The 23,951-nt window shown below is 73.4% G+C and carries 22 protein-coding genes; 15 read left to right on the plus strand and 7 right to left on the minus strand.

The features are described from left to right. Positions 1–148: 148 nt before the first annotated feature. The gene (locus tag ACIPK4_RS16915) at positions 149–1,795 is read right to left on the minus strand and encodes a helix-turn-helix domain-containing protein (RefSeq protein WP_402313342.1); all 1,647 of its coding nucleotides are present in this window, start codon (positions 1,793–1,795) and stop codon (positions 149–151) included. Positions 1,796–1,918: 123 nt separating this feature from the next. On the opposite strand from ACIPK4_RS16915, the gene ACIPK4_RS16920 reads away from it, so the two are divergent. After that, positions 1,919–3,706, plus strand: a complete 1,788-nt coding sequence (locus tag ACIPK4_RS16920) for a DUF6350 family protein (protein ID WP_402313344.1) — start codon at positions 1,919–1,921, stop codon at positions 3,704–3,706. A 31-nt stretch (positions 3,707–3,737) separates the two neighbouring features. On the opposite strand, the gene ACIPK4_RS16925 is transcribed toward ACIPK4_RS16920, so the two are convergent. After that, entirely contained in the window at positions 3,738–4,352 is a 615-nt protein-coding gene (locus ACIPK4_RS16925; protein ID WP_402313346.1) for a hypothetical protein, read from the minus strand. 245 nt (positions 4,353–4,597) lie between these two features. On the opposite strand from ACIPK4_RS16925, the gene purN reads away from it, so the two are divergent. Together purN and purH are read left to right on the plus strand one after the other, a co-directional pair. Next, entirely contained in the window at positions 4,598–5,221 is a 624-nt protein-coding gene (gene purN, locus ACIPK4_RS16930) for a phosphoribosylglycinamide formyltransferase (RefSeq protein ID WP_376204862.1), read from the plus strand. Then, positions 5,218–6,813, plus strand: a complete 1,596-nt coding sequence (gene purH, locus ACIPK4_RS16935; RefSeq protein WP_402313347.1) for a bifunctional phosphoribosylaminoimidazolecarboxamide formyltransferase/IMP cyclohydrolase — start codon at positions 5,218–5,220, stop codon at positions 6,811–6,813. The genes purN and purH overlap by 4 nt, the downstream gene beginning before the upstream one ends. 85 nt (positions 6,814–6,898) lie before the next feature. Here the strand turns inward: purH and ACIPK4_RS16940 are convergent, their stop codons facing one another. Continuing rightward, positions 6,899–7,543 carry a hypothetical protein gene (locus ACIPK4_RS16940; RefSeq protein WP_054222819.1) on the minus strand — a complete coding sequence of 215 codons (645 nt, stop codon included), beginning with the start codon at positions 7,541–7,543 and terminating at the stop codon, positions 6,899–6,901. Between the two features lie 261 nt (positions 7,544–7,804). On the opposite strand from ACIPK4_RS16940, the gene ACIPK4_RS16945 reads away from it, so the two are divergent. The 3 genes from ACIPK4_RS16945 (at position 7,805) to ACIPK4_RS16955 (ending at position 10,583) form a co-directional block, all read left to right on the plus strand. After that, positions 7,805–8,668 carry a bifunctional methylenetetrahydrofolate dehydrogenase/methenyltetrahydrofolate cyclohydrolase gene (locus tag ACIPK4_RS16945; protein WP_054222818.1) on the plus strand — a complete coding sequence of 288 codons (864 nt, stop codon included), beginning with the start codon at positions 7,805–7,807 and terminating at the stop codon, positions 8,666–8,668. A 100-nt stretch (positions 8,669–8,768) separates the two neighbouring features. Next, the gene (locus tag ACIPK4_RS16950; protein WP_402313349.1) at positions 8,769–9,266 is read left to right on the plus strand and encodes a DUF3017 domain-containing protein; all 498 of its coding nucleotides are present in this window, start codon (positions 8,769–8,771) and stop codon (positions 9,264–9,266) included. Positions 9,267–9,593: 327 nt separating this feature from the next. After that, on the plus strand, positions 9,594–10,583 hold the full coding sequence (locus ACIPK4_RS16955) for a malate dehydrogenase (protein ID WP_030290642.1): 990 nt from the start codon (positions 9,594–9,596) through the stop codon (positions 10,581–10,583). A 156-nt stretch (positions 10,584–10,739) separates the two neighbouring features. Here ACIPK4_RS16955 and ACIPK4_RS16960 read toward each other — a convergent pair whose 3' ends face one another. After that, positions 10,740–11,243: a carboxymuconolactone decarboxylase family protein gene (locus tag ACIPK4_RS16960; protein WP_402313351.1), complete on the minus strand. Its 504-nt coding sequence runs from the start codon at positions 11,241–11,243 to the stop codon at positions 10,740–10,742. Between the two features lie 46 nt (positions 11,244–11,289). Between ACIPK4_RS16960 and ACIPK4_RS16965 the strand changes: the two genes are divergently transcribed. After that, complete coding sequence (locus tag ACIPK4_RS16965; protein ID WP_402313353.1) at positions 11,290–12,696, plus strand: PLP-dependent aminotransferase family protein; 1,407 nt, start codon at positions 11,290–11,292, stop codon at positions 12,694–12,696. Positions 12,697–12,780: 84 nt separating this feature from the next. Here ACIPK4_RS16965 and ACIPK4_RS16970 read toward each other — a convergent pair whose 3' ends face one another. Then, positions 12,781–13,608 (minus strand): hypothetical protein, encoded by an 828-nt coding sequence (locus ACIPK4_RS16970; protein WP_402313659.1) that lies wholly within the window; start codon positions 13,606–13,608, stop codon positions 12,781–12,783. Between the two features lie 124 nt (positions 13,609–13,732). Between ACIPK4_RS16970 and ACIPK4_RS16975 the strand changes: the two genes are divergently transcribed. Both ACIPK4_RS16975 and ACIPK4_RS16980 read left to right on the plus strand, forming a co-directional pair. After that, the gene (locus tag ACIPK4_RS16975; RefSeq protein WP_402313661.1) at positions 13,733–14,026 is read left to right on the plus strand and encodes a hypothetical protein; all 294 of its coding nucleotides are present in this window, start codon (positions 13,733–13,735) and stop codon (positions 14,024–14,026) included. Between the two features lie 5 nt (positions 14,027–14,031). Continuing rightward, the gene (locus ACIPK4_RS16980; RefSeq protein ID WP_402313355.1) at positions 14,032–15,222 is read left to right on the plus strand and encodes a glutathionylspermidine synthase family protein; all 1,191 of its coding nucleotides are present in this window, start codon (positions 14,032–14,034) and stop codon (positions 15,220–15,222) included. Between the two features lie 127 nt (positions 15,223–15,349). Here the strand turns inward: ACIPK4_RS16980 and rocD are convergent, their stop codons facing one another. Beyond that, positions 15,350–16,537 (minus strand): ornithine--oxo-acid transaminase, encoded by a 1,188-nt coding sequence (gene rocD / locus ACIPK4_RS16985; protein WP_402313663.1) that lies wholly within the window; start codon positions 16,535–16,537, stop codon positions 15,350–15,352. 296 nt (positions 16,538–16,833) lie between these two features. On the opposite strand from rocD, the gene glyA reads away from it, so the two are divergent. The 4 genes from glyA to ACIPK4_RS17005 all read left to right on the plus strand — a co-directional run bounded on the left by glyA (position 16,834) and on the right by ACIPK4_RS17005 (position 21,048). Next, a complete protein-coding gene (glyA, locus tag ACIPK4_RS16990) occupies positions 16,834–18,102 on the plus strand; it encodes a serine hydroxymethyltransferase (RefSeq protein ID WP_402313357.1) in 1,269 nt (422 codons plus the stop codon). Between the two features lie 145 nt (positions 18,103–18,247). Beyond that, a complete protein-coding gene (gene trpS / locus ACIPK4_RS16995) occupies positions 18,248–19,261 on the plus strand; it encodes a tryptophan--tRNA ligase (RefSeq protein WP_054223550.1) in 1,014 nt (337 codons plus the stop codon). Between the two features lie 85 nt (positions 19,262–19,346). Then, the gene (locus tag ACIPK4_RS17000) at positions 19,347–19,958 is read left to right on the plus strand and encodes a 2'-5' RNA ligase family protein (RefSeq protein ID WP_402313359.1); all 612 of its coding nucleotides are present in this window, start codon (positions 19,347–19,349) and stop codon (positions 19,956–19,958) included. A 172-nt stretch (positions 19,959–20,130) separates the two neighbouring features. Further along, positions 20,131–21,048 carry a YihY/virulence factor BrkB family protein gene (locus ACIPK4_RS17005; RefSeq protein WP_402313361.1) on the plus strand — a complete coding sequence of 306 codons (918 nt, stop codon included), beginning with the start codon at positions 20,131–20,133 and terminating at the stop codon, positions 21,046–21,048. Here ACIPK4_RS17005 and ACIPK4_RS17010 read toward each other — a convergent pair. Further along, complete coding sequence (locus ACIPK4_RS17010; RefSeq protein ID WP_402313363.1) at positions 21,045–22,295, minus strand: D-alanyl-D-alanine carboxypeptidase family protein; 1,251 nt, start codon at positions 22,293–22,295, stop codon at positions 21,045–21,047. The two genes, ACIPK4_RS17005 and ACIPK4_RS17010, sit on opposite strands and share 4 nt — an antisense overlap. A 121-nt stretch (positions 22,296–22,416) precedes the next feature. Between ACIPK4_RS17010 and ACIPK4_RS17015 the strand changes: the two genes are divergently transcribed. Together ACIPK4_RS17015 and ACIPK4_RS17020 are read left to right on the plus strand one after the other, a co-directional pair. Beyond that, a complete protein-coding gene (locus ACIPK4_RS17015) occupies positions 22,417–22,683 on the plus strand; it encodes an SCO4848 family membrane protein (protein ID WP_385180666.1) in 267 nt (88 codons plus the stop codon). After that, a complete protein-coding gene (locus tag ACIPK4_RS17020) occupies positions 22,680–23,945 on the plus strand; it encodes a metallophosphoesterase (RefSeq protein WP_402313365.1) in 1,266 nt (421 codons plus the stop codon). Before ACIPK4_RS17015 ends, ACIPK4_RS17020 begins: the two co-directional genes overlap by 4 nt. The last annotated feature ends 6 nt before the right edge of the window (positions 23,946–23,951 follow it).

The raw sequence follows: 23,951 nt of genomic DNA on the forward strand, positions 1-23,951 counted from the left end.
GTCACTCCGCCGCCCCCCCCCCCCCCCGGCGGCGGTCTACAATCACCCCCCCGCTCTTACGGGGGGGGGGGCGGTGGTGGGGGGGGCGGGGCGGCCCCCCCCCCCCGGGGGGCGGGGCCCCACGCCCGTTTCCGTGGTCCGTCCGCCGCTATTCGAGGCTCGGGGCGAGCCGGTCCGGCTTGTGCGCAGGGTGTTCGCGCAGTTTGTCGTGGAGCCGGCGGGTCTCCTCGGTGAGCCGCTGGGGGCCGCTGAGCGGCGGGACCCCCGAGACGCTGGCGCCGGGCGCGACGGGGGGCTCGTACTGGCGGGGCGCGGTCACGGTGGTGTACGCGGTCGCGACGGCGATCACGGCCGTCAGACCGAGGAACGCGCGGGTCCACCGCGTGACACGGTGTTCGGCGGCCATGCGGACGACAGCCGCGGGCCGGGGCTCCAGCCGGACGGCCGGTGTGACCGCGCCGAGCCGCTCGCGCAGCACCGCGGACTCCTTCCCGGGCGGCGCGGCGGCCAGTTCCGGGATCCGGTCGGCGAGGGCGGCGTGCGCGCACAGCAGGCGGTTGCCGGCGGTGGCGGTGGTGGCCTCCGTCTCGGCCGCGGTGTCGGGCAGGTCGAGGCCGACGCCGTCGTAGAGCAGCACGGTACGGCGGTGGGCCGCGGGGAGCGCCAGCATGGCGTCCATCAGGATCCGGTCGGCCGGGGCTGCGGGGGCCTTGTCGGGGTGCTTGTGGGCGCGGCGGAACCGGTGCCAGGGGGAGAGGGCGTACTCGTACACGGCCGCGCGCACCCAGCCGACGGGGTCGGGATCGACGGCCACCTCGGGCCACCGCGCCCAGGCCTGCTGGAACGCCTGCTCGACGGCCTCCTGGGAGAGGCTGCGGCGTCCGGTGAGCAGGTACGCCTGCCGCGTGAGGGCGGGGGCGGCGTAGTCGTACATCGCGTCGAACGCCTCCCGAGGCCCGGGCGGCCGCTCGGGCCGCGGCGGGACCGGCTCCGGCGGGGCCGGGTCGGGGGCCGGGTCCGGGTCCGGGGGGCGGACGGGCGACCAGGAGGCCCCGGGGCCGGGCACGCCGATGCCGCCGGCGGCGGCCCTGGCGGTGAACCCGGCACCGTGCCGCGGCAGGGCGCCGGATTCGGCCGGGACGGGCGGCCGGGGCTGCGGCCCGTGCCCGCAGATGCCGAAGGGCCGGTAGGCCGCCGCCATCCGCGACGCCCTCCCCTCGACCCCGTCCGACCCGACGTCAGCCGCCGCGCACGCCGGGCCGGGTGCACCGGCGCCCATGTGGCCGGGCGCCGGCGCCACGCCGGGGGCCGGGGAAGCCGCCTCCGGTGAGCCTGCGCCCCCCGCCGGCGGGAGGTCCGCGTCCGCCGCCCCGGGGGATCGCCCGCCGCGGGCGTCGGGCTCAAGGCCCTGAGGCGGTGTCAGGGCGGTGGCCGCGGCCGGGGTCCCGGGCAGGGGTCCGGACGGCGGCGGCGCGGGCGCCGGAGCGGTGGCCCGGGGCGCGGGGTCCTGAGGCGGCGTCATGGGCAGGGCGGGAGCAGGGCCCTCGGCCGGGGCCGGGGCCGGAGCAGGGGCCTCGGGCGGTGGGGGCGGGGCGGTGAGGGAGGCCAGGAAGAGGGTGTAGGCCGCGCGTTTGCGTCCCCGGGGGGCCGTGCGGCCCGTCTCCCAGGAGCGGACCGTGGTGACGGTCACGCCCACCGCCGCCGCGACGTCCTCGTACGTCAGGTCCGCCGCCTCGCGCAGTCTGCGGCGTTCCTTGGGCGAGGGGAGCTTCGGCTCCTCGACGCTTGCAGTCATGCCACACTCCCCTTGACCTGCCGACAGACCCGGGCGGAAAAGTACATAAAGCGTATATTGAGCGACACCACGGACATTCGCCTGTTACCCGCCCATAGCGCGTGTCGTTGGCACCATGGCGGAGTGACCCAAGTGACCGAACGCGGGACCCCTTTGCCGACGGCCCGGCGGGCCGCCGCCGGGCGGCGCCGTTCGCCGGCCGCCGCCGCCTGTGTACTGGGCGGGGCCATGGCCGCCGGGCTGGGGCTCGGCTTCCTGGCCGTGCTCGTCATCGTGCTGTGGATCAGCTCCCCGTACCCCGACAGCGGCCCGGGCGGAGCCCTGCACCTGGCCGCCGGGCTCTGGTTGCTCGCCCACGGGACCGAGCTCGTCCGCTACGACACGCTGTCCGGGGTGCCGGCGCCCGTCGGAGTGACCCCGCTGCTGCTCGTCGGGCTTCCCGCGCTGCTGATGCGCCGCGCAGCCCGCCTCGGCAGCGCCTCGGGCGACGGCCGTGACGGCGGCGAGGAAGGGGACGGCGACGAGATCCTGCCCGCCGGCGCCGTCTTCTCGGCCGTGACCTGCGGATACCTCTGCGTCGGATCGCTCGTCACCGTCTACGCGGCCGGCGGCCCCATGCCCGCCGACCCGCTGAGCGCCGCCTGGCACGTACCGCTGGTCGCCGTGCTCGCCGCCGCCGGCGGGGTGTGGGCGGCCAAGGGGCGTCCGGCCGGCCCGCTGTCGCACCGGGTCCCGGAAGCCGTGCGCCGGGCCGTCGCCCGTCCCCGCTACGCGGTCGCGCTGCGCGCCGGAGCCGCGGGGACCCTCGTCCTGCTGGGCGGCGGCGCGCTGCTCGTCGGGGCCTCGCTCGCCTGGCACGCGGCGGAGGTCCAGGGGTCCTTCCTGGCGCTGACCGGGGTCTGGTCCGGCCGCTTCGCGGTGCTGCTCCTCGCGCTCGCACTGCTCCCGAACGCCGTGGTGTGGGGCGCGGCCTACGCCCTCGGTCCCGGATTCGACCTCGGCGCCGGCGCGACCGCCACCCCGCTGGGCTTCGCCGGATCGCCCGCGCTGCCGAGGTTCCCGCTGCTGGATGCGCTGCCGCCGCAGGGGCCGGGGACGCTGCTGACCTGTGCGGCCGCGGGGGTGCCGCTGGTGGCCGGGCTGGCGGTCGGGTGGTTCGCGGTACGCCGGGCGCGTGAAGTCCGGTACCGGGAGACCGCCCTGACGGCGGCTCTGGGCGCGCTGGTGTGCGCCCTGCTGATGGCCGGACTCGCGGCGGCCGCCGCGGGGCCGCTCGGTTCGCGGGGGCTGGCGAGCTTCGGTCCGGTGTGGTGGGCGACCGGGGCGGCGGCCTTCGCCTGGACGCTGGTCCCGGCGGTGCCGGTGGCGGTGGCGGTGCACTCCTGGCGGACCAGGCCCGCCCGGCAGCAGGACGCCCTCGCGACGGAGGCGGAGGACGACTGGCACGACAGCGGTGTACGGGAGCTGCGCTGGGAGGCGCTGCGCCGGGCCGCGGGCTCGCTGATCCCCGACCTGGCCCAGGACGCCCCGCCGCCCCCGCCGGAGCCGCAGCCGGAGCAGGGGCACGGGCCGGAGCACGGGCACGGGCCGCGGCCGGAGCAGGGGCACGGGCCGGAGCACGGGCACGGGCCGCGGCCGGAGCAGGTACAGGGGCACGGGCCGGAGCCGGAGCAGGTACAGGGGCCCGGGCGGGAGCCGGTGCCCGTGCCGACGGTGCCCGAGACCCAGGCCGCCGCCACCGTCCCCGCCAAAGCCCCTCGCCGGCTCACCGTCATGACGGGGCTTCACCTGGACCTGACGGCGGTTCCGGCTCCGGCGAAGCCGGCGGCGCCGCCGGCCGAGCCGCCCCGGCCCGCCGTGGCACCGGTGGCCGGCGCCCGCGTGCTGGCCCGCCGCAAGCCCCCGGCCTGACGGTGGGGGCCGCGGGGCCGCGCCGCCGCTGCTACCGCTGCACCTTCAGAATCTTGCCGAGCACGCTGTCCGGCAGCAGGTCGTTGCACTGGAGCTCCGCCGACTTGGTGAGAGCGTCCTCGCGGCAGACGTAGAAGTCCTTGTAGGCCAGCTGGAGGCCGTACGAGGTCATGGCCAGCAGGATCGCCAGCGAGGCCGTGACCAGGCCGCCGATCGCCGCCGTCCGCTGGGGGCGGGCCGCCGGTCCGAGGGCCGCCAGGCCGCCCTGGGCGGCGGGGGCGGCCGGAGCGCCGGAGGTCAGGTCCTCCGCGGCGGTCCGGGTGGCCGCCGCCGGCTTTCCGCGCAGGCCGCTGATGCCCCAGTACAGGGCGAGTGCACCGAGCAGCAGCCCCACCGACGGGATCCCGAAGATCCCGAAGAAGAAGCCCCACATCCCGGCCAGCAACGCGTACCGGGCGCGCCGCTGGACCGGGTCCGTCGGGTCCCAGCGCACCGGCCCGCCGGAGGCGGAACCGGGGTCCTCGCCCGGGCAGCCTCCGCCGTCGCCCCCGCTGCGCGGCTGCCACGGCTGGTCGGGCCGGCCTTCCGGGGGAGCCGCGAAGGGGTTGTCGTCGGTGGAGGAGTCGGGCTGGCGGCGGTCCGGCATCGAGTGCGTTACTTCCCCTGTGTCGTGGACGTCGTGGACGTCGTGGCGTCGGTCGTGAGCGTCGTATGCGGCTTGTATGCCAGACGCTACCCCTCACCCGTCCCCCCGTCCCTCGGGGGCTGTCCGGTGTGCCGGTATCGTTGCAGGCGGTCGGCGGCTTCGTAGGGTCCCCCGTATACGAGGGCATCCCGTTTTCGTCCGATCACACAAGATGTACGGAAGCATTCCCGCAGAAAGGGCCTCCCATGGCCGCCTCCCGCCTGGTCGTGCTGGTCTCCGGTTCCGGCACCAACCTCCAGGCCCTGCTCGACGCCATCGACGCCCATCCCGGCGGAGCCGAGGGCTTCGGTGCCGAAGTCGTCGCCGTGGGGGCCGACCGCGAGAACATCGTCGGCCTGGAGCGGGCCGAGAAGGCGGGCATCCCCACGTTCGTGTGCCCGGTCAAGGCGTACGGGACCCGTGAGGAGTGGGACGCCGCACTGACCGGGGCGACCGCCGCCCACGAGCCGGACCTCGTCGTGTCGGCCGGGTTCATGAAGATCGTGGGCGCGTCGTTCATCGGCCGCTTCGGCGGCCGCTTCATCAACACGCACCCCGCCCTCCTCCCCGCCTTCCCCGGCGCCCACGGCGTACGGGACGCCCTCGCCTACGGAGCGAAGGTCACCGGCTGCACGGTCCACTTCGTGGACGCCGGCGTGGACACCGGTCCGATCATCGCCCAGGGTGTGGTCGAGGTCCGGGACGAGGACGACGAAGCCGCTCTGCACGAGCGCATCAAGGAAGTCGAGCGCCAGCTGCTCGTCGACGTCGTGGGGCGCCTGGCCCGGCACGGCTACCGCATTGAGGGACGAAAGGTAACGATCCAGTGACCGCCGTAGAGAGCAGCACCACCTCGTCGAAGCGACCGATCAGGCGCGCGCTCGTCAGTGTCTACGACAAGACGGGACTGGAGGAGCTGGCCCGCGGTCTGCACGAGGCGGGCGTCTCGCTCGTCTCCACCGGCTCCACCGCCTCCAAGATCGCCGCTGCCGGCGTGCCCGTGACCAAGGTCGAGGAGCTCACCGGCTTCCCCGAGTGCCTGGACGGCCGGGTCAAGACCCTGCACCCGCGCGTGCACGCCGGCATCCTCGCCGACCTGCGCCTGGAGGACCACCGGCGCCAGCTCGCCGAGCTCGGCGTCGAGCCGTTCGACCTCGTGATCGTCAACCTGTACCCGTTCCGGGAGACCGTCGCCTCGGGCGCCACCCCCGACGAGTGCGTCGAGCAGATCGACATCGGCGGTCCGTCGATGGTCCGGGCCGCCGCCAAGAACCACCCCTCGGTCGCCGTCGTCACCAGCCCCGCACGGTACGCCGACGTCCTCGCCGCGGCCCAGGGCGGCGGCTTCGACCTCACCGCGCGCAAGCGGCTGGCGGCCGAGGCCTTCCAGCACACCGCCGCGTACGACGTCGCCGTGGCCTCCTGGTTCACGAATGCGTACGCCCCGGAGCCGGAGGCCGTCCTGCCCGAGTTCCTGGCCGGCGCGTGGGACCGCAAGTCCACCCTCCGCTACGGCGAGAACCCGCACCAGGCCGCCGCCCTCTACACCGACGGGCAGCCGGGCGGGCTCGCCAACGCCGAGCAGCTGCACGGCAAGGAGATGTCCTTCAACAACTACGTGGACACCGAGGCCGCCCGCCGCGCCGCGTACGACCACGACGAGCCCTGCGTCGCGATCATCAAGCACGCCAACCCGTGCGGCATCGCCGTGGACCAGGACGTGGCCGCCGCGCACCGTAAGGCCCACGCCTGTGACCCGCTGTCGGCCTTCGGCGGCGTCATCGCCGTCAACCGCCCGGTGACCGTCGAGCTCGCCGAGCAGGTCGCGGAGATCTTCACCGAGGTCATCGCCGCCCCGGCGTACGAGGACGGCGCGGTCGAGATCCTCGCCAAGAAGAAGAACATCCGCGTCCTCAAGGTCGACGGCACCCCGCACCAGCCGGGTGACCTGAAGCCGATCTCCGGCGGCGTGCTGCTCCAGCAGAGTGACACGTTTGAAAAGGGAAGGGGCCAGGCCGAGGGCGACGACCCGGCGAACTGGACTCTTGCCACCGGCGACGCCCTCTCCCCGGAGGAGCTCGCCGAGCTCGCCTTCGCCTGGAAGGCCTGCCGGGCCGTCAAGTCCAACGCGATCCTGCTCGCCAAGGACGGTGCCTCGGTCGGCGTCGGCATGGGCCAGGTCAACCGCGTCGACTCGGCGAAGCTCGCCGTCGAGCGGGCCGGCGCCGAGCGCGCGCAGGGCTCGTACGCCGCCTCCGACGCCTTCTTCCCCTTCCCCGACGGGCTGGAGATCCTGACCGCCGCCGGCATCAAGGCCGTGGTCCAGCCGGGCGGTTCGGTCCGTGACGAGCAGGTGATCGAGGCGGCCAAGGCGGCCGGCGTGACCATGTACTTCACCGGGACCCGGCACTTCTTCCACTGAGCCGGTACCGCCACCACGGCGAAGGCCGCCATCCGCAGCGTGTGCGGGTGGCGGCCTTCGCCGTGGTGCCGGTGCGCTGCCGGGATCAGTAGCGCGGGCGGTTGAACCAGGCCACCGAGTCCTTGTTGACCGCGGCGATCAGGATGACCACGCCGATCGCGAGGCCGATGATGCCGCCCAGCACGCCGGCCGGCGTGCTGCCGTTGTTGCCGCTCATGTTCGTGAAGTTCGCGAGGCTGCTGAGCAGGAAGAGCACGGAGTAGACGATCGTCGTGATCCGCGTGGCGTTGCCGCCCTTGGCGAACTTCACGCCGAGCACGATCGCCCACACGGCGAACCCGATGGCGATCAGCGCGATGACGGCGATCAGGCCGGCCGCCATCTGGCCCGAGGAGCTGCTGCCGAGGCCGCTGGCCGAGTCGGCGCTGGAGAGGAAGGCCGCACCCAGCAGGGCGAACGCTCCGACGATCAGCTGCAGGCCCGCGATGATGAAGAGCAGTACGCGGGCGGTCTTCAGCACACCCGGCATCTGCATGGGCATGCCCGGGTAGCCGCCGGGGCCGGCCGGGTAGCCCTGGTTCGGGTAGCCCATCGGGGCCTGCTGCGGGTAGGCGTAGCCACCCTGCGGCGGGATGCCCTGCGGGGCCTGCTGCGGGTAGCCGTAGCCGGGCTGGCCCTGCGGGGCCGGCGGCTGCTGCCCGTACGGGTTGTTCGGGTCGCCGAAGCTCATCTTGGGGTGTTCCTCCGTGGAAGTGCGGGGACGCACGGCACGCACGGAGGAGATACTGCGACGTTGCGGTCCGCCCCCCCGGCACTGCCCGCGGCACTCTTTTCCGTCATCGTGGTCCGATCGGACCGGAGTTGTCCAGCGGCCGTGCGACGGGCCCGTCACTTGTTGTGCAAGTGCAATGAATGGTTCAAGCCTGTGACAGAAGCGCGGCCCGGGCCCCACGACTGGAACCGGGGGCACCCCATCCGGGAGGATGGGGGCATGACCGCCCAGATTCTCGATGGCAAGGCCACCGCCGCCGCGATCAAGTCCGAACTGACCGCCCGCGTGGCGGCGCTCAAGGCCCGGGGCATCACCCCCGGTCTCGGCACCCTGCTGGTCGGCGACGACCCGGGCAGCCGCTGGTACGTCAACGGCAAGCACAAGGACTGCGCCGAGGTCGGCATCGCGTCCATCCAGCGCGAACTGCCCGCGACCGCCTCCCAGGAGGACATCGAGGCGGTCGTACGGGAACTCAACGCGAATCCGGAGTGCACCGGCTACATCGTCCAACTCCCGCTGCCCAAGGGCATCGACACCAACCGGGTGCTGGAACTGATGGACCCGGCGAAGGACGCCGACGGCCTGCACCCGATGTCGCTGGGCCGGCTGGTGCTGAACGAGCCGGGGCCGCTGCCCTGCACCCCGTACGGGATCGTCCAGCTGCTGCGCCACCACGACATCGAGATCAACGGCGCACACGTGGTGCTCCTCGGCCGTGGCATCACCGTCGGGCGCTCCATGGGCCTGTTGCTGACCCGCAAGTCGGAGAACGCCACCGTGACCCTGTGCCACACCGGCACCCGCGACCTGGCCGCCCAGCTGCGCCAGGCGGACATCATCGTCGCGGCCGCGGGCGTCCCGCACCTGGTCAAGCCGGAGGACGTGAAGCCCGGTGCGGCCGTCCTGGACGTGGGCGTCAGCCGCGACGAGAACGGCAAGATCGTCGGCGACGTGCACCCGGGGGTCGCCGAGGTGGCCGGCTGGATCTCCCCGAACCCCGGCGGCGTCGGCCCGATGACGCGGGCGCAGCTGCTCGTGAACGTCGTCGAGGCGGCGGAACGGACGTCGACCAGTGCGGGCTGAGCACGAAGCGGAGGCCGGGACCGGCGCGGAGGCCGGTCCCGTCCCCGGCGGCCCTGACGCCGCTCCCGGTCCCGCCACCGGGGCCGAAGGCACGGCGGCCGTGCCTTCAGCCCCCGCAGCCCCGGCCGGCGCACCCCCGGCCGGCGCACCCCCGGCCGCCGCAGGCCCGGCCGGCGGAACCCCGGCCGCCGGAGCTGCGGCCGGTCCGGAGGCCGCCAAGTCGCGCCGGTTCCCGTCCATCACCCAGGACACCGCCCGCCCCGAGGGTCACGGCCGTGCCGCCCCCGGGGACGCGCTCGCGGCCCGCCAGTGGCCGATGCTGAGCGTGCTCGCCGCGACCGCGATCGGCCTGCTCCTGACCGCCCTGGGGCATCCCCGGGCCGGCTGCCTGGTGATCGGCGTGGCGCTGATCTCGGCCTCCGTGCTGCGGCGCGTGCTGCCGTCCGTGGGCATGCTCGCGGTGCGCTCCCGGTTCACGGACATGGTCACGTACGGGCTGCTGGGTGTGGCGATCACGCTGATCGCACTGGTGATCGAGCCCAAGCCGGTGCTGCACCTCCCGTTCCTGGAGAGCGCGGTCCGCTTCACCGTCCGCTGAAACCCGCCGTCCGCTGAAACCCGCCGTCCGGTGAAACCCGCGGCTGAATCCCGCCGTCCGCTGAAACGGTCTCCGTATCGCCCGCCGGGGCACTCGTACACCCGTCCGGGGGGTGTCGGAGGGTGGAAAAGCGGGGGGAAATGCCCCTCCGTGCCTTCGAACTCCCGGTCCGTGTGCCATGCACCACACAGACCGGGGGATTGGGGCGCCGGAAGGTCGGATAGCCTGACGCCGGATGTCTCTTCACGTCAAGATTCGCAGGGGAGCGGCGTCCGCCAGCACATGGGGCAGCGACGCCCCACCGCCAGCTGTCTAACGGAGAAGGCCATGACCCGCACTCCCGTGAATGTCACCGTCACCGGCGCCGCCGGCCAGATCGGCTACGCGCTGCTCTTCCGCATCGCGTCCGGCCACCTGCTCGGCGCGGACGTGCCGGTCAAGCTCCGCCTCCTGGAGATCCCCCAGGGCATGAAGGCCGCCGAGGGCACCGCCATGGAGCTCGACGACTGCGCCTTCCCGCTGCTCAAGGGCATCGACATCTTCGACGACCCGAACGCGGGCTTCGAGGGCGCCAACGTCGCCCTGCTCGTGGGCGCCCGCCCGCGCACCAAGGGCATGGAGCGCGGTGACCTGCTCTCCGCCAACGGCGGCATCTTCAAGCCGCAGGGCGCCGCGATCAACGCGCACGCCGCGGACGACATCAAGGTCCTGGTCGTGGGCAACCCGGCCAACACCAACGCGCTCATCGCGCAGGCCGCCGCTCCGGACGTACCGGCCGAGCGCTTCACCGCGATGACCCGCCTGGACCACAACCGCGCGATCTCGCAGCTCGCCAAGAAGACCGGCGCCGACGTCACCGACATCAAGCGCCTCACCATCTGGGGCAACCACTCGGCGACCCAGTACCCGGACATCTTCCACGCGGAGATCGCCGGCAAGAACGCCGCCGAGGTCGTCAGCGACGAGCTGTGGCTCGCCGACACCTTCATCCCGACCGTCGCCAAGCGCGGCGCCGCGATCATCGAGGCCCGTGGCGCGTCCTCGGCCGCCTCGGCCGCGAACGCCGCCATCGACCACGTCCACACGTGGGTCAACGGCACCGCCGCCGGCGACTGGACCTCCATGGGCATCCCGTCGGACGGCTCCTACGGCGTCCCGGAGGGCCTCATCTCGTCCTTCCCCGTCACCTGCAAGGACGGCAAGTACGAGATCGTCCAGGGCCTCGACATCAACGAGTTCTCCCGCACGCGCATCGACGCGTCCGTGGCGGAGCTCGTCGAGGAGCGCGACGCGGTCCGTGAGCTCGGCCTGATCTGATCCGATCCGATGCGGCCGGCCCGATGCGGCCGGCCCGATCCGGAACACCCGAAGGGCCCCGGCGCACCGCGCCGGGGCCCTTCGGCACGATCCGCCCCGTCCCGTGCCCGACCGAGGGGAGTTCCCGGTGGCCGGACCACTCCCGGGTGGCCGGCCCTACGTGAACATGCCCGGCTTGTAGTGGCCCGGGACCATACGGGTGGTCACCGCGAAGCGGTTCCAGGCGTTGATCGTCACGATCGCGGCGATCAGCCGGGCGAGCTCCTTCTCCTCGAAGTGCTCCGCGGCGTTGTCGAACACCTCGTCGGGAACGAAACCGTCGGTCAGGACGGTCACGGCCTCGGTCAGCGCGATCGCCGCGGCCTCCTTCTCCGTGTAGAAGTGGCGCGACTCCTCCCAGGCGCTGAGCTGGACGATCCGCTCGATCGTCTCGCCCGCGGCGAGCGCGTCCTTCGTGTGCATGTCGAGGCAGAACGCGCAGTGGTTCAGCTGCGAGGCGCGGATCTTGACCAGCTCGACCAGGACCGGGTCCAGGCCCTTCTTCGAAGCGATCTCCAGGCCCGACATGGCCTTGTAGACGTCGGGCGCGTGCTCGGCCCAGCCCAGGCGGGGGGTGTGTTCGGGGGCGTACGCGTCGGTGTGCTCGTGCGTGGTGGTCATGTCCCCACCCTAGGAAGCATGCGGCCCGCCGATATGGTCCATATCCATGACGGAATCATGGGCCACTTTCCGGGCCGGCGTCGGCGCGGACCTGCACCTGGACCTCGCCGCCGGACGCGGGCTGCGGGCCGGGCTCGTCGAGGCGCTGCGCGAGGCCGCGCGCAGCGGCCGGCTGGCGCCCGGGACCCGGCTGCCGTCCTCGCGGTCCTTCGCCGCCGATCTCGGGATCGCGCGCAACACGGTGGCGGAGGCGTACGCCGAGCTCGTCGCCGAGGGCTGGCTCACGGCCCGGCAGGGCTCCGGCACCCGCGTCGCGGAGCGGGCCCGGCCGCGACGGCCGGCCGGCGCCGCCCGGGCCCGGCGGCCGGCGCCGCACCGGCCCGCGTACAGCCTGGTGCCCGGCACCCCCGACCTGGGCGGTTTCCCGCGCGCCGGCTGGCTGGCGGCGGCCCGGCGGGCGCTGACCGACGCACCGAACGAGGCCTTCGGGTACGGGGACGACGCGCGCGGCCGGGTGGAACTGCGCGAGGCGCTCGCCGGGTACCTGGCGCGGGCGCGCGGGGTGTACGCGGACCCGGAACGGATCGTGCTGTGCGCGGGGTTCGTGCACGCCCTGACCCTGCTCGCGGGGGTGCTGCGGGCGCGCCGGGTACGGCAGGTCGCGGTGGAGGGGTACAGCCTCGACCTGCACCGGGAACTGCTCACGGGGGCGGGACTGCGGACCCGGCCGCTGACGGTGGACGCCGCGGGGGCGCGGACGCCGGACCTGACGGGGGAGTCGGGGGCGGTGCTGCTGACCCCCGCCCACCAGTTCCCCACCGGGGTGGCGCTGACCCCGGCCCGGCGGGCGGCGGCGGTCGACTGGGCGCGGACCACGGGCGGGCTGATCCTGGAGGACGACTACGACGGCGAGTTCCGCTACGACCGCCAGGCGGTGGGGGCGTTGCAGGGGCTGGATCCCGACCGGGTGGTCTACCTCGGCACGGCCAGCAAATCGCTCGCGCCCGGGCTGCGGATGGGCTGGATGGTGGTGCCGCCGGGGCTGCTGGACGAGGTCGTCGAGGCGAAGGGGCGGACCGACTGGACGTCGAGTGCGCTGGAGCAGCTGACCCTGGCCGAGTTCATCCGGTCCGGGGCGTACGACCGGCACGTCCGGGGGATGCGGCTGCAGTACCGCAGGCGCCGGGACGAACTGGTCGCGGCCGTCTCCGGCCGGGTGGCGGTGTCGGGCATCGCGGCGGGGCTGCACGCGGTGCTGGACCTCCCTGTGGGGACGCAAGGCCCGGTCCTGCGGGCCGCGGCCTGGCAGGACCTGGCACTGGAGACCCTGTCCCGCTACGTCCACCCGGAGGCGGGCCTGCTGCCCCGCGAAGCCCTGGTGGTCGGCTACGGCACCCCGCCCACCAGTGCCTGGACCCCGACCCTGGCGGCCCTGACCGCGTCCCTCCCCTGACGCCGCGCACGCCGCCGGCCCCGTCCGGGGCGGGGAGCCGTTCGCCCGCGGCGCCGTCGCCGGCCGGCCCCGGGCTCCGTCCGGTCATGCGTGCGCGGGGGTGGAGGGGGGCGGGGGTTCGCCGAAGCGGGCCAGGGCCAGGGCCCCTGCCACCGCGACCGCGAAGCCGAGGACGGCCAGCCACGCCAGGCCCTCGCGGGTGCGGTCGCCGAGCCAGACCACGCCCACCACCGCCGGGCCGATCGTCTCGCCGAGCACCATGCCCGCCGTGGCCACCGTCACCGAGCCCCGCTGGAGCGCCGAGGTGAGCAGCAGGAACGCCGAGCCCCCGCCCAGCAGCAGCGCGTACACCGCCGGGTTCGTGAACGAGATGCCGTCGATGAGGCGGACGGCGACTTCCACCACCCCGAAGCCCGTCCCCGCCGCCAGGCCCAGGACCAGCGCGCGGGAGCGGTCCGGGAGGCCGCCCGCCACCGCACCCACCAGCAGCACCAGCCCGGCCAGCGCCAGCAGCCCCAGCTTCAGCGCGAACGTCCCGGTCCCCGAGCCCTCCTCGCCCGACGCCAGCCCCAGCATCGCCAGGCCCGCGCAGACCACCCCCACCGCGCCCCATTCGGCCCCGCTCAGCCGTACGTGCAGCAGCCGCGCCGAGACCACCGCCGTCACCGCGAGACTGGCGGCCAGCGCCGCGCTCACCGCGTAGATCGGCAGGTGCTTCAGCGCGATGATCTGGAGCACGAAACCGGTCGCGTCCAGGCCGAGGCCCAGCACGTACCGCCACTGCCGGGCCGCCCGCAGCAGCAGCGCCGTGTCCACCCCGGAGCCCGTCCCCGGCTCCGCCGCCCGCGCGGCCATCGCCTGGAGGACCGACGCCGTGCCGAAGCAGATCGCCGCACCAAGTGCGCACATCATCCCGAGGAGCACGAATCGACTCTAGGTGATGGAGGTCATGAGGGGGTTTCGACGGCCGGATTCCATCGCTCCGCCGCCCCGTTCTAGTCTTGCCGCCATGGACGACAGCAGTGGAAGTGACGGCATGGCCCGACGCCGCATGCGCTCCGGCAGCGTGGCCCTCGGTGGTATGGGCCTGCTCGCCGCCGCTCTCGTGGCCTGCGGCAGCAGCAGCGAGCCGGACAAGCGCTGCGTGGACCGCGCCACCCTGGAGAAGCTGAACACCAAGGAGTGCAAGAGCGGCAGCGGGAGCAGCAGCCACGGCGCCTACTACTACGGCGGCTCCGTCTCCAACAACCGCGTCAGCGGCGGCAGCTTCGACAAGTCCGCCGTCACCCGCGGCGGCATCGGCGGCCACTCCGGCTCCAGCGGCGGCTGACCCGCGTGCGCCGTCACACCATCGAGCCGCGGCCCGGCTGGCAGAAGACCGTCGAGGAGCAGGGGCTGATCTACCCCCTCACCCGCTATCCCGACGACTCCCTGCGCCCCTACTGGGACGAGAGCGCGTACTACTCCTTCTCGCTCCCCGAGGTCGAGGCCCTGGAGGACGTCGTCGAGGAGCTGCACGCGATGTGCCTGGCCGCGGCCGCGCACATCGTCGAACACGACCGTTTCGCGGACCTCGGCATCACCGATCCGCGCCTCGCCCCGCTCATCGCCGAGTCGTGGCGCCGGCGCGCCGAACAGCCCTCCCTCTACGGCCGGTTCGACCTGCGCTACGACGGCTCCGGCAGCCCGGCCAAGATGCTGGAGTACAACGCCGACACCCCGACTTCCCTCGTGGAGGCGGCCAGTCCGCAGTGGTTCTGGATGGAGGAGCGCTTCCCCGGCGCCGACCAGTGGAACTCCCTCCACGAGCGGCTCGTCGAGGCCTGGCGCCGGCAGGCCGAACTGCTGCCGCCCGGCCCGCTGCACTTCGCGCACTCCGAGACCGACGAGCTCGGCGAGGACCTGATGACGGTCGCCTACCTCCAGGAGACCGCCGAACAAGCGGGCCTGGAGACCGGGGCGCTGTCCGTGGAACAGATCGGCTGGGACAGCCTGTCGGGCCGGTTCGTGGACCAGAGGCTCCGCTTCATCCGCAGCTGCTTCAAGCTCTACCCGTGGGAGTGGCTGGCCGGCGACGACTTCGGCCCGCAGGTCCTCGGTACGTACGACCACGGCGGCGGCTCGGGGACCACGGCGTGGATCGAACCGCTGTGGAAGATGCTGCTGTCCAACAAGGCGCTGCTGGCGATCCTGTGGGAGCTCTTCCCGGAACACCCGAACCTGCTGCCCGCGTACCTCGACGGCCCGCGCGAGCTCGCGGAGACCACCGGGTACGCGGCGAAGCCGCTGCTGGGCCGTGAGGGCGCCGGGGTCACCCTGCACCCGGTCGGCGGCGAGCCGTTCACCCCGGCCGAGGGGGAGACGTACGTCTTCCAGGCCCTGGCCCCGCTGCCCGACTTCGACGGCAACCGCGTCGTGCTCGGCGCGTGGGTCGTCGAGGAGGAGGCGGCGGGGCTGGGCATCCGGGAGTCGGCGGGGCCGGTCACGGACGAGTACGCCCGCTTCCTGCCCCACGTCATCCTCTAGCGCCCCGGCCCCCCGGCCCCCGGCCCCCGGCCGCCCGCGGCCCGTGCCGCCGCCGGGGGCGCGACCGGGGGCGCGGCCGGGAGCCGTCACGGCCCGGCGGCCGCGCCCGCGGTGGTCCGCCGCCGGCTCAGCCGGCCGCCAGGACGGCGCGCAGCTGGTCCAGGCCCCAGTCCAGGTCCTCCTTGCTGATCACCAGCGGGGGCGCGATCCGGATCGTCGAGCCGTGCGTGTCCTTGACCAGCACCCCGAGTTCCATCAGCCTCTCGGAGATCTCCCGGCCCGTGCCGTGCGCCGGGTCGATGTCGACGCCCGCCCACAGCCCCCGCCCGCGCACGGCGGTCACCGCGCCCCCGCCCACCAGCAGGTTCAGCTCCCGGTGCAGGTGGTCGCCCAGCTCGGCGGCGCGCTGCTGGTACTCACCGGTGCGCAGCATCGCGACGACCTCCAGGGCGACCGCGCAGGCCAGCGGGTTGCCGCCGAAGGTGGAGCCGTGCTCGCCGGGCCGGAACACCCCGAGCACGTCCCGGTCGGCGACGACGGCCGAGACCGGGACCACGCCGCCGCCCAGCGCCTTGCCGAGCAGGTACACGTCGGGCACGACGTCCTCGTGCTCGCACGCGAAGGTCTTCCCGGTCCGGCCCAGCCCCGACTGGATCTCGTCCGCCATGAACAGGACGTTCCGCTCGCGCGTGAGCTCCCGTACGCCCCGCAGGTACCCGGCGGGCGGCACCAGTACGCCGGCCTCGCCCTGGATCGGCTCCAGCAGGACGGCCACGGTGTTCGCGGTGACGGCCGAGGCCAGCGCGGTGAGGTCCCCGTACGGCACGATCTCGAACCCGGGGGTGTAGGGCCCGAAGTGGTCGCGGGCCTCGTGGTCCGTCGAGAAGCTCACGATCGTCGTCGTCCGGCCGTGGAAGTTGCCCGCCGCGACCACGATCTTGGCCTGTCCGTCCGGAACGCCCTTGACCTCGTAACCCCATTTGCGGGCCGTCTTCACCGCCGTCTCCACGGCCTCCGCGCCCGTGTTCATCGGCAGCACCATCTCCTTGCCGCAGAGTGCGGCGAGTTCGGTGCAGAACTCGGCGAACCGGTCGTGGTGGAAGGCCCGCGAGGTGAGGGTGACCCGCTCCAGCTGCGCCTTGGCCGCGTCGATCAGCCGCCGGTTGCCGTGGCCGAAGTTGAGCGCCGAATAGCCCGCGAGCATGTCGAGGAAGCGGCGCCCCTCCACATCGGTCATCCACGCGCCTTCCGCGGACGCCACGACGACGGGCAGCGGGTGGTAGTTGTGCGCGCTGTGCGCCTCGGCGGAACGCATCGCTTCAGCAGTTGTCGACACGGGGTCTCCGATCGTCGGTCGGGCGGGCCGGGCTGGCGGGTGGCACGGGTGACGAGGGTGGCGTCACCCGCCCCACCTTGTATACGGCTATACGTCGCTCGAATACCGGACGGGGAAACCTTTCTTGTGGAGCGCCCGCTAAGGTGAGCGGTACGCACGGCGACTGGCGTACGGGGAACCAACTCCGGGGGAGTCGTGCGCGCACGACCGCATACAGGGCCGCTCGCCTGGGCCTCGCGGGGACGAGATCTGACATCGACCCCGGAGGAGCCGCCATGAGCGCGAGCCGCCACCCCGCCCTTCTTGCGACCGACCCCGAGCTGGCGTCCTTCGTCGCCGCCGAGGAAACCCTGCAGGCCGAGACCCTGCGCCTGATCCCCAGCGAGAACTACGTGTCCGCCGCCGTGCTCGAAGCCTCCGGCACGGTGCTGCAGAACAAGTACAGCGAGGGCTACCCGGGCCGCCGCTACTACGAGGGCCAGCAGAACATCGACCGCGTCGAGGCGCTGGCCGTCGAGCGGGCGAAGGGCCTGTTCGGGGTGGACCACGCCAACGTCCAGCCGTACTCCGGCTCGCCGGCGAACCTCGCGGTCTACCTGGCGTTCGCCAAGCCCGGCGACACGGTGATGGGCATGGCCCTGCCCATGGGCGGCCACCTGACGCACGGCTGGGGGGTCTCGGCGACGGGCTCCTGGTTCCGGGGCGTCCAGTACGGGGTCACGGCCGGGACGGGCCGCATCGACTACGACGCGGTGCGGGAGCTGGCGCTGGCCGAGCGCCCGAAGATCATCTTCTGTGGCGGTACGGCCCTGCCGCGGACGATCGACTTCGAGGCGTTCGCGTCGATCGCACAGGAGGCCGGCTCGGTCCTGGTCGCGGACGTGGCCCACATCGCCGGCCTGATCGCGGGCGGGGCGCACCCGTCGCCCGTCGGGCACGTCGACGTCGTGTCCACGACCACCCACAAGACCCTGCGGGGGCCGCGCGGCGCGATGCTGATGTGCCGCGAGGAACACGCGAAGGCCATCGACAAGGCGGTGTTCCCCGGCCTCCAGGGCGGACCGCACAACCAGACGACGGCGGGCATCGCGGTGGCCCTGCACGAGGCGGCGCAGCCGTCGTTCACGGCGTACGCGCACGCGGTCGTCGCCAACGCGAGGGCGCTGGCCGGGGCGCTGCTGGAGCGGGGCTTCGACCTCGTGTCGGGCGGCACGGACAACCACCTGATCCTGATGGACCTCACGTCCCGGGGGGTCGCGGGCAAGGTGGCGGCGAAGGCGCTGGACCGGGCGGGGATCGTGGTGAACTACAACACGGTGCCGTTCGACCCCCGCAAGCCGTTCGACCCGTCCGGCATCCGGATCGGTACGCCGTCGCTGACCTCGCGGGGGCTGGGGACGGAGCACATGCCGGTGGTGGCGGACTGGATCTCCCGGGCGGTGGACGCGGCCGCGAAGGAGGACGAGCAGGCCCTGTCCGCGATCCGCGCCGAGGTGGCCGACCTGATGGCGGTCTTCCCGGCCCCGGGGCTCCCCCTGGCCTGACCCCTCCCGCCGCCCCTGCCCTCCCGCCGCCCCTGCCCGGGCCGGGCCCCCGGTCCTGGGGCGCCGGGCGGCCCGGCGTGCGGACGGATCCCCGGAAACGTGGCGGGCGGGCGGAGACGGGCGGCGCACCTGAGAGAATGAAGGCATGGCTTCTGATCGTCCTCGCGCGCTCTCCGGTATCCAGCCCACCTCCGGTTCGTTCCACCTCGGGAACTACCTCGGAGCGATCCGCCAGTACGTCGCCCTGCAGGAGACGCACGACGCCTTCTACATGGTGGTCGACCTGCACGCGATCACCATGCCGCAGGATCCGAAGGACCTGCGCGCGAACACCCGGCTCTCCGCGGCCCAGCTGCTCGCCGCCGGGCTGGACCCCGAGCGCTGCACGCTGTTCATCCAGAGCCACGTCCCCGAGCACGCGCAGCTCGCCTGGGTCATGAACTGCATCACCGGCTTCGGCGAGGCCAGCCGCATGACCCAGTTCAAGGACAAGTCCGCCAAGGGCGGCGTCAACAGCGCCAGCGTCGGCCTGTTCACGTACCCGATCCTCCAGGTCGCGGACATCCTGCTCTACCAGGCGAACGCCGTCCCCGTCGGCGAGGACCAGCGCCAGCACATCGAGCTGACCCGCGACCTGGCCGAGCGTTTCAACCAGCGCTACGGCCAGACCTTCACGCTGCCCGCCGCGCACATCGTCAAGGAGGTCGCGAAGATCTACGACCTCCAGGACCCGTCGATCAAGATGTCGAAGTCCGCGTCGTCCCCCAAGGGCTTGATCAACCTCCTCGACGAGCCCAAGGCCACCGAGAAGAAGATCAAGAGCGCGGTCACGGACACCGAGGCCGAGATCCGCTTCGACACCGAGAACAAGCCGGGCGTCAGCAACCTGCTCACGATCTACTCCACCCTCACGGGCGAGTCGATCCCGGCCCTGGAGGCCTCGTACGAGGGCAAGGGCTACGGCGCGCTGAAGACGGACCTGGCGGCCGTGATGGTCGACTTCGTCACACCCTTCAAGCAGCGCACCCAGGAGTACCTGGACGACCCGGAGACGCTGGATTCCATCCTGGCCAAGGGCGCGGAGAAGGCCCGCGCGGTCGCCGCCGAGACCCTGGCGCAGGCGTACGACCGCCTCGGCCTGGTCCCCGCGAAGCACTGACCGCGGGAGGCCCTGGCAATCCGGGGGGTGCTGGCCCCACACTGGGTCGGCAGGCCATACGCACCAGACGACGGAGGAGACATACGTGGGGACCGTAACGCTCGGCGTTTCGATCGCGGTCCCGGAGCCGTACGGCAGCCGGCTCCAGGAGCTGCGCGCCGGCTTCGGGGACGCCGCCGCGCACGGGATCCCCACGCATGTCACCCTCGTCCCGCCCACCGAGGTCGAGGCGGACCGGCTGCCGGCGATCCGCGCCCACCTCGCGGAGGTCGCGGCCGCCTTCGGGCCCTTCGGAATGCGGCTGGAGGGCACCGGCACGTTCCGCCCGCTCTCGCCCGTCGTCTTCGTCCAGGTCGTCGAGGGCGGTACGGCGTGCAGCCGGCTCCAGGGCCTGGTCCGCGACCCGGACGGGCCGCTCGACCGGGAACTGGCGTTCCCGTACCACCCGCACGTCACGGTCGCCCACGGGATCTCCGACGAGGCGATGGACCTGGCGTTCGCCACCCTCGCCGACTACGCGGCGCAGTGGACCTGCACCGGCTTCGCGCTCTACGAGCAGGGCTCGGACGGGGTCTGGCGCAAACTGTGCGAGTACCCCTTCGGCAGCGGCCCGGGGGTCCCGGCACAGCCGGGCTCACCGGCCGACGAGCAGGCGGAGGCCGCGGGCGCGGCGGGGACCGCGGGACGCAACTCCTGACGCAGGGGCCTGAGGGTCTGGCGGGCGTGGAACCGGAGCGTGCGCAGGACCAGGGTCCGGAACGGCCGTCCCCGGCCCGTCGAACGGGTTTCGCGAAAAGTCACAATCGACGACCGTAGTGCCCAATACCGACAATCCCGGCTATTTACATCGGCTCATTTACGGTGATCCCATGGACTGGCTGACGAAACTCCCGGTGATCGGCCCGCTGGTGGTGCGGGTGATGCGGACGCACGCCTGGCATGCGTACGAGCGCCTCGACCGGGTCCACTGGAGCCGTCTCGCCGCCGCGATCACCTTCATCAGCTTCATCGCGCTCTTCCCGCTGATCACCGTGGCCGCCGCCATCGGCGCGACGCTGCTCAGCCAGGAGCAGCTGGACCGGCTGCAGAAGAACCTCGCCGAGCAGGTCCCCGGCATCTCCGGGCAGCTCGACATCAACGGTCTCGTCGCCAACGCGGGGACGATCGGACTCGTCGCGGGCCTGTTGCTGCTGGTCACCGGCATCGGGTGGATCGCCTCGATGCGGGACTGTCTGCGCGCGGTGTGGCACAAGGACGACGAGGACCTGGGCAACCCCGTCGTCCGCAAGGGCAAGGACGCGCTCGTGCTCGTCGGCCTCGGCGGCGTGGGCCTGGCCTCGGCCGCCGCCTCGACCCTCGGCTCCAGCGCGGTCGGCAAGTTCGGCGGCTGGCTGGGCGTGCCGCAGAGCGGCGCGGGCGGGGTGCTCCTGCGCGTCGGCGCCTTCCTCGTCGGCGTCGTCGCGGCCTTCCTGATCCTGCTGTACGTGCTCACCCTGCTGCCCGGCGTCGAGCCGCCGCGCCGCAGCCTGATCCAGGCCGCCCTCCTCGGCGCAGCCGGCTTCGAACTGCTGAAACTGGTGCTCAGCGGCTACATGCGCGGGGTCGCCGCGAAGAGCATGTACGGGGCCTTCGGCGTGCCGGTCGCCCTGCTGATCTGGATCAATCTGATGGCGAAGCTGCTGCTGTACTGCTCCGCCTGGACGGCGACCTCCGCCCAGGGCGGCGAACGGTCCGCCGAGCCCGTCGGACCCGTGGAGCCCGTCGAGCCCGCGCAGCCGAAGGCCTAAGGGCTGTCCGGGCGCCCGCCGTCGCGGCGGCCGCGGGGACCCCGGGGCCAGCGGCGGTTGACGGCGTAGGCCCCGCCCGCGATCACGGCCAGTGCCCCGCCCGCGACCCCGAGCGCGGTGCCGATGCCGCCGCCCGCCTCCTCCCCGGCCGCCGAGGGCTTCCTGTGCTCGTGCATCTGGGCGGGGGAGCCGAAGGGGGAGGCGTCCGCGCTCTTCGGCGGGACGAGCTCGCCCACCGGCTTGACCTTGCCGATCGCCGCGAAGCCCCAGTCGAAGAGGTTGGCGGTCTCCTCGTAGACGGAGTTCAGCCCGCCCGCACTCGGGTTCATCACCGTGACCAGCAGCTTCTTGTCACCCTGCTGTGCCACGCCGGTGAAGGTGGAGCCGGCCATGGTGGTGTTGCCGTTCTTCACCCCGGCGATGCCCTTGTACGGGGACAGGCCGGACGCGCCCGTCATCAGCCGGTTGGTGTTCTGGATCTCGAAGTACTCGCGCGGCTTCCCGGGCTCCTGCTTTCCGGGGAACTTCGCGTTCGCCGTGCCGCAGTACTCCCGGAAGTCCTGCTTCTGCAGGCCGGAGCGCGCGATGAGGGTGAGGTCGTACGCGCTCGACACCTGCTCCGGGGCGTCGTACCCGTCCGGGGACACGACGTGGGTGTCGAGGGCCTGGAGTTCCTCGGCGTGCGCCTGCATGTCCTTGACGGTCTTGTCGATGCCGCCGTTCATGGCGGCGAGCACGTGGACGGCGTCGTTCCCGGACCGCAGGAACACCCCGAGCCACAGGTCGTGGACGGAGTACTCGAGGTCCTCCTTGACCCCGACCAGGCTGGAACCCGGGCCGACGCCCTCCATGTCCTGAGTCGTGACCTTGTGCACCTGGTCCTTCGGGAGGGCGGGCAGCACCGTGTCGGCGAACAGCATCTTCATGGTGGAGGCCGGCGGCAGCCGCCAGTGCGCGTTGTTCGCGGCGAGGACCTCGCCGGTCTCGGCGTCGGCGACGATCCACGAACGGCCCGTCAGGGTCGTCGGCAGCGCCGGGGCGCCGGCCAGCGGATTGACCTGGACCCCCGGCTTGCCGAGCAGGGCACCACCCACGGTGGACATCGACGCCGGCGGCGCGGCCGCCTTGGCGGGCTGCCCCTTCCCGTCCGTCGGCGGGGTGGGCGCGGCGTGCGCGGGAACCACGAGCATCGCGGGAACCAGCAGCCCGGCGGAAAGGACCGTCAGCGCGGTCTTCTTGGCAGACACGCAGGTGAAAGTACATCCCGATCGGCTGTCTGCCGTCCGGGACCGGCCAACGTGGCCGAACCACCCCCGGTACAGCCCACCCCGACGCGTCCGTCCTGGGGACCGAACCGATACTGGGGGCATGAAACTCAGCCGTTCCGTCTCCTGGTTCCTGCTCGCCTTCGGAGTGTGGAGCTGGTTCATCTGGGTAACTTTCGTCCGGAACCTGTGGAAGGACGCCAGCGGTCTGGCTTTCGACGCGGCGGGCGAGCCGACGGCCTACTTCTGGGTCCACCTTCTCCTGGCGATCGCGTCCTTTCTCCTGGGGACGGCCGTTGGTGTGATCGGGTTGCGCGGCGTTCTCGCGCTGCGGCGTGAATCACGGCGCGGTCCGGATTCGTCTGCATGAAGGTCGCGCTCTTCGCGGTGATCGCCCTGGTGGTCCTGGCGCTGCTGGTCCTGGTCCACCGCTGGCTGTGGGTCCGGCTGGTCCGCGATACGACGCGCCCGCGCGGCCCGGCCCGCCGGATCGGCACCGCCCTCGCCTTCGCACTGCCGCTCCTCTCCCTGGCCGCCCTCACCACGGGCCGCGCCGGGGCCCCTTTCCCGCTCCAACAGGCCGTGGCCTGGCCGGGTTACATGTGGCTCGCGGTGCTCCTGTACCTGTCGCTGGCCATGCTGGTCGCCGAACCCGTGCGCGCCCTGCTGCTGCGCCGCACGGCCCCGGCCGCACCGGCCCGCGTCCTCCCAGAGACCGCGCCGGCGCCGGCCGCACTGACACCGGGTCCCGCCGCGCCGGCCGGCGACCCCGCCTCTGCGCCCGACCCCGCCCCCGCCCCCGACGGCGTCAGCCGGCGGCGGTTCGTGGCGCGGGCGGTCGGCGGTGCCGCCGCCGCGGCCGCCGTCGGGACCGTCGGCTACGGCACGTACGGGGTCCTGCGCGGCCCGCGCGTCAAGCGGGTCGAGGTCCCCCTGGCCAAACTGCCCCGCGCCGCCCACGGTTTCCGGATCGCCGTCGTCAGCGACATCCACCTCGGCCCGGTCCTCGGCCGCGCCCACACCACCCGCATCGTCGAGACCGTCAACCGCACCCAGCCCGACCTCATCGCGATCGTCGGCGACCTCGTCGACGGCAGCGTGCACGACCTGGGCAGTGCCGCCGAACCCCTGCGCCTGCTCCGGGCGCGGCACGGCTCGTACTTCGTCACCGGCAACCACGAGTACTTCTCGGGTGCCCGGCAGTGGATCGAGCACGTCCGTGAACTCGGCCTCACCCCCCTGGAGAACGCGCGCCGGGCCCTCCCGTACTTCGACCTCGCCGGGGTCAACGACGTGCAGGGCGAGTCGGAGGGCCACGGCCCGGACTTCGCGGCGGCGCTCGGCGACCGGGACCGGGCGCGCGCGGCCGTGCTCATGGCCCACCAGCCCGTCGTCATCCACGAGGCCGCCCGCAACGGCGTCGACCTCCAGCTCTCCGGTCACACCCACGGCGGCCAGCTCTGGCCGGGAAATTACCTCGCCGAGCTCGCCAACCCCACGGTCGCCGGCCTCGAACGCTACGGCGACACCCAGCTGTACGTCTCGCGCGGCGCGGGCGCCTGGGGACCGCCGGTCCGGGTCGGCGCGCCGTCCGACATCACGGTCGTGGAACTCGCCTCATACCATTCCTGACCGGGC

The sequence above is a fragment of the Streptomyces sp. NPDC086989 genome (assembly GCF_044745505.1).
GTDB lineage: Bacteria > Actinomycetota > Actinomycetes > Streptomycetales > Streptomycetaceae > Streptomyces.

Bases quoted from the DNA above. Each gene is read 5' to 3' on its own strand.
- ACIPK4_RS16915 (WP_402313342.1), bottom strand. From the start codon at position 1,795: ATGACTGCAAGCGTCGAGGAGCCGAAGCTCCCCTCGCCCAAGGAACGC.
- ACIPK4_RS16925 (WP_402313346.1), bottom strand. From the start codon at position 4,352: ATGCCGGACCGCCGCCAGCCCGACTCCTCCACCGACGACAACCCCTTC.
- purN (WP_376204862.1), top strand. From the start codon at position 4,598: ATGGCCGCCTCCCGCCTGGTCGTGCTGGTCTCCGGTTCCGGCACCAAC.
- ACIPK4_RS16940 (WP_054222819.1), bottom strand. From the start codon at position 7,543: ATGAGCTTCGGCGACCCGAACAACCCGTACGGGCAGCAGCCGCCGGCC.
- ACIPK4_RS16945 (WP_054222818.1), top strand. From the start codon at position 7,805: ATGACCGCCCAGATTCTCGATGGCAAGGCCACCGCCGCCGCGATCAAG.
- ACIPK4_RS16955 (WP_030290642.1), top strand. From the start codon at position 9,594: ATGACCCGCACTCCCGTGAATGTCACCGTCACCGGCGCCGCCGGCCAG.
- ACIPK4_RS16960 (WP_402313351.1), bottom strand. From the start codon at position 11,243: ATGACCACCACGCACGAGCACACCGACGCGTACGCCCCCGAACACACC.
- ACIPK4_RS16965 (WP_402313353.1), top strand. From the start codon at position 11,290: ATGACGGAATCATGGGCCACTTTCCGGGCCGGCGTCGGCGCGGACCTG.
- ACIPK4_RS16970 (WP_402313659.1), bottom strand. From the start codon at position 13,608: ATGATGTGCGCACTTGGTGCGGCGATCTGCTTCGGCACGGCGTCGGTC.
- ACIPK4_RS16975 (WP_402313661.1), top strand. From the start codon at position 13,733: ATGGCCCGACGCCGCATGCGCTCCGGCAGCGTGGCCCTCGGTGGTATG.
- rocD (WP_402313663.1), bottom strand. From the start codon at position 16,537: ATGCGTTCCGCCGAGGCGCACAGCGCGCACAACTACCACCCGCTGCCC.
- glyA (WP_402313357.1), top strand. From the start codon at position 16,834: ATGAGCGCGAGCCGCCACCCCGCCCTTCTTGCGACCGACCCCGAGCTG.
- trpS (WP_054223550.1), top strand. From the start codon at position 18,248: ATGGCTTCTGATCGTCCTCGCGCGCTCTCCGGTATCCAGCCCACCTCC.
- ACIPK4_RS17005 (WP_402313361.1), top strand. From the start codon at position 20,131: ATGGACTGGCTGACGAAACTCCCGGTGATCGGCCCGCTGGTGGTGCGG.
- ACIPK4_RS17015 (WP_385180666.1), top strand. From the start codon at position 22,417: ATGAAACTCAGCCGTTCCGTCTCCTGGTTCCTGCTCGCCTTCGGAGTG.
- ACIPK4_RS17020 (WP_402313365.1), top strand. From the start codon at position 22,680: ATGAAGGTCGCGCTCTTCGCGGTGATCGCCCTGGTGGTCCTGGCGCTG.